Source organism: Halogeometricum sp. S3BR5-2 (genome assembly GCF_031624635.1).
GTDB lineage: Archaea > Halobacteriota > Halobacteria > Halobacteriales > Haloferacaceae > Halogeometricum > Halogeometricum luteum.
The window spans coordinates 411,054-418,581 of the sequence record NZ_JAMQOQ010000004.1 but is presented as its reverse complement, the minus strand read 5'-3'; the positions used below and the strand labels follow the sequence as shown (position 1 = coordinate 418,581).

Genomic DNA, 7,528 nt, shown 5'->3' with positions numbered 1-7,528 from the left:
GCTTGAACAGCACGCCCTTGCCCTCCATCACCGGCTTCGACGCCTGCGCGCCGATGTCGCCCAGTCCGAGAACCGCCGACCCGTCCGAGACGACGCCAACGAGGTTCCCTTTCGCCGTGTACTCGTACGCGTACTCGGGGTCGTCGGCGATGTCGCGGCACGGCGCCGCCACGCCCGGCGAGTAGGCCAACGAGAGGTCTCGCTGCGTGCTCGTCGACTTCGTGGTCGAAATCTCTATCTTGCCCGGCGGCTCTTCGCGGTGGTACTCCCGTGCGTCGTCGTCAAGTGACATAGACGGATACCGTCACCCGCACCGCATAAAGATAGCTGACCGGCGGGCGGGGAGAGGGTCACGTCCGTCCCGGGCCCGCGAAGGGGCCGTCCGAGCGATTCCGTTCGGACTACAGGTAGGAGCCGTCGTACTCCTCGTCGGGGTTGCGCGTGTTGCCGCACTCGTTGCACCGTATCGTCTCCATGCTGTCCATGGAGACGTCCGGCGACTCGCAGTTCAGACAGTAGTAGCCGTACCGCTCGGAGCGGTCGGACTCGGTGTAGGTCGCGACGAAGTAGCCCTCGGAGGCGGGCACTATGTCGTCGTCGCCCTCGCCGAGATAGAGTTCTTCCCCGTCCTCCCCGGCGACGCTGTCGGGGTAGTCGGGGACGGACTCGTTCCCGGCGGACGCCTGGTCCGCGTCGCTCTCCTCGGTCTCGGCGCCCTCCTCGAAGACGTACTCCACGAGGTCCTCGTCGCCGATTTCGCGCTGTCGCTCGTCGACCTTCCCGTAGCCGAACCGCTCGAAGAACGCGCCCGCGTTCGTGTTGGCCGAGAGCGTGATGGCCCGCTTCGCCTCGACGCCGCGCTCGTCGAACTCCTCGCTGATGCGCTCGAACAGCGCCGTGCCGACGCCCGCGCCGCGTCGCTCGGGGTCGACGTGGATCCACTGCACGGCGGTCTCGTCGTCGCCGAACGTCGCGCTCGCGGCCCCGACGACCGTTCCGTCGGTTTCGGCGACGACCACGTAGGCGTCTTCGCGCGGGTGCAACAGCGTCTCGTCGAGGTACGCCGACTCCAGTATCGCGTCTATCTCTCGAGGACTCAGCGCGTAGGAGGTGGTCATCGAACTCTCGACGAGTTCGCGGACGCGGTCCTCGTCGCCGGACTCGTACTCGCGGAGGGTGTGTTCCGTCATCTGTTTAGTCCTCACGCTGCTTGTGAACTTCCTCGGAGCCACAGTCCGGACACTCCGACGGCAGACCGTCTTCGAGTTCGCCCACTTCACCGCAGTTCTCACAGCGCCACATGATGTACCCCTCGCCGAACTCCTGACCGGGATTCTCCTCCTGTTCGGAGCCGTGGATGTCGGCCTCGTTCGTCTTCGCGGACTGCTCCCCCTCGACGTCCCGGTGGTCCATCCCCTCGGCGTAGCCGTCTTCGTCGACCGACTCGATGTCTTCGACGATCGAGACCTCGAACCCCTGGCTCGTCATATCGGCCACCACGCCGAGTTCGTTCCCCTCGTGGTCGTAGACGACCTTCCCGGGGTCGATCCGAGCCGCGTCTTCCGCCGTACTCGTGCCTTCTGTCATACGCGACGCTTCGGAGAGGCAACGGTTCACTCTGGCGGCCGACATCACCGAGAGATGTCAGATAGCGGTCCGCGAGCGGCCTCCGAGCGACGAGAACCGACGACTCGACGGGTCGGGGTGTGTCGAACGACCCCGCGAACGGCGGGGATAGCGGTCGAATCCCCGATGTAGTCGGTGAGGCCGTCCAGTCGTCGCCCGAGTTCGGCCGGCGGCGTCGACGCCGAGAAAACATACTTAGACTGGTCATTCTCCTCTCCGGCCCATTTCTTTATCATCACTGTGAGTGAGTAACCCACCACAGGCGAGCGTCTCAGAACGGGTCCCGGCCGACCCGCGGCGGCGTCGGCCGGCGCGCCCACACCCCGAGGACCGAGAGCGCCGCCCTCGCCCCGCAGAAGTAGCGTTCGACGACCGACCGAAGTCGATTCACACTATGTCCGACCAACAGATACCGAACGAAACGGAACTGCTCGTCGTCGGCGCCGGTCCGGGCGGGTACGTCGCCGCCATCCGCGCCGGCCAACTCGGACTCGACGTGACCCTCGTCGAGAAGGAGGCCGTCGGCGGGACCTGTCTCAACTACGGCTGTATCCCCTCGAAGGCGCTCATCTCCGCCGCGGACACCGCACACGACGCCGCCGGGGCCGAGAACCGCGGCGTCCGCGCCGACCCGGAGGTGCACCTCGAAGAGACCGTCGAGTGGAAGGACGACGTCGTCGACAGACTCACCGGCGGCGTCGAGCAACTCTGCGAGGCGGCGGGCGCCACCGTCGTCGAGGGCGTCGCCGAGTTCGTCGACGAGACGACGGCGACCGTCCGCACGGACGACGGCGAAGCGGAACTGTCGTTCGAGGACGCCGTCGTGGCGACGGGGAGTCGCCCCGTCGAACTGCCCGGGTTCGCGTTCGAGGACGACCCGATTCTCGATTCCCGAGGAGCGCTCGCCCTCGACGAGGCGCCCGATTCGCTCCTCGTCGTCGGCGGCGGCTACATCGGGATGGAACTGGCGGGCGTCTACGCGAAAGTCGGCACCGACGTCACCGTCGTCGAGATGCTGGACGAGGTGCTTCCCGGCTACGGCGAGGCGGCGAGCGAACTCGTCCGCGAACGGGCGGCGGACCTCGGCGTCGACTTCCGCTTCGGCGAACAGGCCGACGAGTGGACCGAGGCGGACGACGGCGTCCGGGTGACGACGGTCACCGAGGACGGCGAGGAGAGCGAGTACGACGCCGACCGCGTCCTCGTCGTCGTCGGGCGCGAACCCGTTACTGACACGGCGAACCTCGAAGAAATCGGCGTCGAGACGAACGAGGACGGGTTCGTGGAGACGGACGGACAGGGTCGGACGACCCTCGACAACGTGTTCGCCGTCGGCGACGCGGCCGGCGAACCGATGGTCGCTCACAAGGGGATGCGCGAGGGCGAAGTCGTCGCGGAGGTAATCGCCGGCGAACCCGCCGCCCTCGACTATCAGGCGGTTCCGACCGTCGTGTTCACCGACCCCGAGATAGCGACGGTGGGCATGACCGAGTCCGACGCCGAGGAGGCGGGCTACGACACCGTCGTCGGCGAGATGCCCCTCCGCGCGAACGGCCGCGCCCTCACCTTGGACGAGGAGGAGGGGTTCGTCCGCGTCGTCGCCGACGACGACGAGGGCTACCTCCTCGGCGCGCAGATAGTCGCCCCGGAGGCCTCGGAACTGATCGCCGAGTTCGGCCTCGCCCTCGAACTCGGGGCGACGCTCGACGACGTCTCCGCGACCATCCACACCCACCCGACGCTCTCGGAGGCGGCGAAGGAGGCGGCCGCGAACGCGTCGGGTCGCGCGATTCACACGCAGAACGACTGACCGACACCACCATGCACGCAACCACGAAGACGGCGCGAACGCGGCGAACCGCCAGCGAACCACCCGCCGGACGACGGCCGCGCACGCGTAGCCATGTCTGAGGAGAACGACGGGTCCGGAGAAGAGACCGAGACGTGGTCCGAACCGGGCCAACCGGGCGACTTCCGCCAACTGCTCGACGACGACGGCGAACTCCTCGACGACGCGGCGGTACCGGACCTCGGGGACGACGAACTCCTCGGCCTCTACCGAACGATGGTGGCCACGCGGACACTCGAAGAGAAGATGCTCAACATGCAACGGAGCGGGGAGGCCAGCCTCGTCGCGCGGTCGCTCGGCGAGGAGGCGACGGCCCTCGGCGCCGCCGCGGCCCTCGGCGAGGACGACTGGGTGTTCTACACCTACCGGCAGAACGCCGCGCTTCTGCACTGGGACGTACCGATGGCCGAAATCATCCTCGGCGTGACGGGACAAGCCCCCGAAACGGTCGCGGAGGGACTCGGCGACTGGGAGTCGCCGGTGAACTTCTCGCCCGACTACACGCCCGTCGGCGTCAACGTGACGAACGCCGCCGGGTCGGCGATGACCGACAAGTTCCGGGACAGAGACAACGTCTCGATGGCGTTCATCGGCGACGGGTCGACCAGCGAGGGGTCGTTCCACGACGGGATGAACTTCGCGGGCGTGTTCGACGCGCCCGTCGTCGTCGTCGTCCAGAACAACCAGTGGGCCATCTCCGAACCGTCGAAGCGGCAGACCGGCGCGGAGACGTTCGCGAAGAAGGCGGAGGCCTACGGCGTCCCACACGAACGCGTCGACGGCAACGACGTACTCGCCGTCTACGAGGCGGCCGAGGAGGCCGTCGAACGCGCCCGCGAGGGCGGCGGCGCGACGCTCATCGAGTGCGTCACCTACCGGATGGGCAACCACAACACCTCCGACAACGCGAGCCTCTACCGCGAGGAGGAGGAACTGAAAGAGGAGTGGGCCGACCGCGACCCCATCGAGCGGTTCTTCTCGTACCTCGACGGCGAGAGCCTCCTCGACGACGACGAACGCGAGGAGATTCGGGAGGAGGTCGACGACGAGGTGGACGACGCCGTGGCGACGGCCCGCGACGTGCCGGACTCGGACCCCATGCGGATGTTCGACCACCACCTCCACGGCACGTCGTGGCGCGAAGCCCACCAGCGAACCGAGTTTCAGCGGGAACGCGACGGCGAGAACCCGTTCACCGACTTCACCGGCGAGGAGTTCGACACCGACCAGTGGGCCGACGAGGGGCCGTCGCTCGACGTGGACGCCTCCCCCCTCGACCCCGAGGAGGCCGACGCCGAGACGATGGACATCGTGACGGCCGTGAACCGGACGCTCCACCAGGAGATGGACCGCGACGACGACACGCGCGCCCTCGGGTACGACATCGGACCGCTGGGCGGCGTCTTCCGCGCGACGGACGGACTGCTCGACGAATTCGGCGAGTCGCGGGTGATAGACACGCCCCTCTCGGAGAACGGAATAATCGGCACCGCCGCGGGGATGGCGATGCGCGACGACCGGCCGATTCCCGAAATCGAGTTCATGGGCTTCTTCTACCCCGCGTTCGGCCAGTTCATGTACGCCGTCGCGAAGATGTACAAGCGGACCGGCGGCGAGGTGGCGATGCCGATGACGATTCGGATGCCGTACGGCGGCGGCATCAAGGCGCTGGAGTACCACCAGGAGTCCACCGAGACGTTCGAGATTCACGCCCCGGGCGTCCGCGTCGTCTGCCCGTCGACGCCGTACCAGACGAAGGGTCTCCTGGCGTCGAGCATCCGCTGTGACGACCCGGTCGTGTTCATGGAACCCAAGCAGATATACCGCGGTATGGAGGGTGAGGTGCCGACGGAGGAGTACACGCTCCCCCTCGACGAGGCCCGCGTCGTCAGCGAGGGCGAGGATGTGACCGTCCTGACGTGGGGAGCGATGCTCCCCGAGGCGAAACAGGCCGCCGAGAGCGTCGACGCCGACGTCGAGGTCGTCGACCTCGTCACGCTCTCCCCGCTGGACGTCGAGACGATTCTGGAGTCGGTGAAGAAGACGGGTCGGTGCGTCGTCGTCCAGGAGAGCAGGCGGACGCTCGGTCTCGGTTCGGAGCTGTCGGCCCTGCTCAACGAGTACGCGCTGGACCGCCTGAAAGCGCCGGTCAAGCGCGCCTCCGGGTACGACGTGCACTTCCCCGCGAACGACATCGAGGACGACTACCTGACCGACGCCGCGCGCGCCGAAAGCGCCATCGAGGCGGTGATGAGCTATGAGTTCTGAGACCCACACGAGACCGACCGCGAACCGAGACGAATCGCCCGTCCGGAACCCGAACGAGGACGACGCGGACGCCCTGCGGGGTGCGCGATGACCCGCTACGAGTTCGAACTCCCCGACCCCGGCGAGGGGTTGACGGAGGCCGAAATCGTCGAGTGGCACGTCGAATCGGGCGACGACGTCGCGGAGGACGACGTGCTCTGCGAGGTGGAGACGGACAAAGCCGTCACCGACGTTCCCTCGCCGTGCCCCGGGACCATCGAGGAACTGAAAGCCGAACCGGGCGACACCGTGCAGGTCGGGTCCGTCCTCGTCGTCATGGAGACGGACTCGCCGCCGAGCGGTGCGGCCGAGGAGGAGGCGGCCGAGGAAGCCCAAGAGGAGGCTGACGAGGAACCCGAAGAAGCGGATGCGGACGAAGAGGCCGAAGACGACGCGGAAGAGGAGGAGGGAGAATCCGACGAGGAAGGCGAAGAACAGGACGAAGAAACCGAGACGGAGGACGATGCTGAGGAGTCCGAATCGGAGGACGCCGAGGCCGAAGCGGAGTCAGAATCCGACGAGGAGAGCGCCGAAGAGGCCGACGAAAGCGACGAGGAACCGAGAGACGCGGACGACGAGGGCCGCGAACAGGCCGTCCAGCGGTCCGAGGCCGAGGCCCAGAGCGACCAGGAGGCCGACGCCGAGTCGGAGGGCGAGGAGTCGCAGTCGCCGTCGACCGAGGAGGGTCGCGTGTTCGCCGCGCCGCGGACGCGGGCGTACGCCCGCGAGGAGGGCGTCGACGTCTCCGACATCGACGGGTCGGGACCGAACGGCCGCGTCCTCCGCGAGGACATCGAGGCGCGCCTCTCCTCGGACGGCGAGAGCGCCGACGGGGAGGCCGCGGAGGCGCCCGAGGCGTCCGGCGGCGAGTCGGAGGCGTCGGGCGGCGCGGCGGACGCCATCTCCCACCCGACCACCGAGATTGAACCCGTCCCGGTCGACGAGGACGAGGAGCGCTCCGAGCGGCGCGACCTGTCGGGCCTACGCGGACAGATAGCCGAGAACATGACCCGGTCGGCGTCCATCGTCCCGCAGTTGACCTCCGGGTTCCAGGCCGACGCGACGGAACTGATCGAACTGAAGGAGCGACTGGACGAGGCGCACGACGTGCACGTGACGTACACGCCCATCCTCCTGAAGGCCGTCGCCCCCGCGCTGAAGGAGTTCCCGATAGTGAACGCCAGCGTCGACGATACGACGGGCGAAATCGTCGAGAAGCACTACTACAACGTCGGCTTCGCCGTCGACACCGAGGACGGTCTGATGGTCCCCGTCATCGAGGACATCGACCGGAAGTCCATCGTCGAGGTGGCCCGCGAGATGAACGAGTTGGCCGAGAAGGCCCGCGACCGGTCCATCGGCGGCGAGGAGATGCGGGGCGGCACGTTCACCGTCACCAACCTCGCCACGCGCGGCGAACACCGGACGTTCGGCACGCCCGTCATCAACCACCCCGAAGCGGCCATCATGGGTATCGGCCGAATCCGAAAGGAACCGGTCGCCACGGCCGACGACGAGGTGGAAGTGCGCCCGCAGGTGGACTTCTACCTCACCTACGACCACCGCCTCGTGGACGGCGTGAAGGCCAACGAGTTCATGGAGTACGTCATCGAAGGTGTCGAGGACACCGACGTGCTCCTCGGCCGCCTGTAGGCGGTCGAATCGCGCTCGCTCGTTTCTCCGTTCTTCGCCGTCGTCGTCGGCGCTGGCGCCGGCCGTGCGACGCGAACGCTCGCTCGCTCTAAG

5 protein-coding genes and 1 pseudogene are annotated in these 7,528 nt (G+C 67.8%); 3 read left to right on the top strand and 3 right to left on the bottom strand.

All coding sequences use genetic code 11. The annotated features are described in order from the left end of the window. The 3 genes and pseudogenes from NDI79_RS16570 to NDI79_RS16560 all read right to left on the bottom strand — a co-directional run. Positions 1-292 (bottom strand): annotated as a pseudogene (locus NDI79_RS16570) (NADP-dependent malic enzyme); the annotation flags it as partial. A 109-nt stretch (positions 293-401) separates the two neighbouring features. Next, positions 402-1,190 (bottom strand): GNAT family N-acetyltransferase, encoded by a 789-nt coding sequence (locus NDI79_RS16565; protein ID WP_310929731.1) that lies wholly within the window; start codon positions 1,188-1,190, stop codon positions 402-404. A gap of 4 nt (positions 1,191-1,194) precedes the next feature. Continuing rightward, entirely contained in the window at positions 1,195-1,587 is a 393-nt protein-coding gene (locus tag NDI79_RS16560) for a TFIIB-type zinc ribbon-containing protein (protein ID WP_310929730.1), read from the bottom strand. A 433-nt stretch (positions 1,588-2,020) separates the two neighbouring features. Between NDI79_RS16560 and lpdA the strand changes: the two genes are divergently transcribed. From lpdA to NDI79_RS16540, 3 genes are all read left to right on the top strand, one after another. Beyond that, entirely contained in the window at positions 2,021-3,436 is a 1,416-nt protein-coding gene (gene lpdA, locus NDI79_RS16555) for a dihydrolipoyl dehydrogenase (RefSeq protein ID WP_310929729.1), read from the top strand. A gap of 93 nt (positions 3,437-3,529) precedes the next feature. Next, a complete protein-coding gene (locus NDI79_RS23635; RefSeq protein WP_425499620.1) occupies positions 3,530-5,743 on the top strand; it encodes a thiamine pyrophosphate-dependent enzyme in 2,214 nt (737 codons plus the stop codon). 87 nt (positions 5,744-5,830) lie between these two features. Further along, on the top strand, positions 5,831-7,435 hold the full coding sequence (locus tag NDI79_RS16540; protein ID WP_310929728.1) for a dihydrolipoamide acetyltransferase family protein: 1,605 nt from the start codon (positions 5,831-5,833) through the stop codon (positions 7,433-7,435). Positions 7,436-7,528: the final 93 nt, after the last annotated feature.

Excerpts from the sequence above, each read along its gene's own strand:
- lpdA (WP_310929729.1), top strand. The coding sequence starts at position 2,021 with ATGTCCGACCAACAGATACCGAACGAAACGGAACTGCTCGTCGTCGGC.
- NDI79_RS16565 (WP_310929731.1), bottom strand. The coding sequence starts at position 1,190 with ATGACGGAACACACCCTCCGCGAGTACGAGTCCGGCGACGAGGACCGC.
- NDI79_RS16540 (WP_310929728.1), top strand. The coding sequence starts at position 5,831 with ATGACCCGCTACGAGTTCGAACTCCCCGACCCCGGCGAGGGGTTGACG.
- NDI79_RS23635 (WP_425499620.1), top strand. The coding sequence starts at position 3,530 with ATGTCTGAGGAGAACGACGGGTCCGGAGAAGAGACCGAGACGTGGTCC.
- NDI79_RS16560 (WP_310929730.1), bottom strand. The coding sequence starts at position 1,587 with ATGACAGAAGGCACGAGTACGGCGGAAGACGCGGCTCGGATCGACCCC.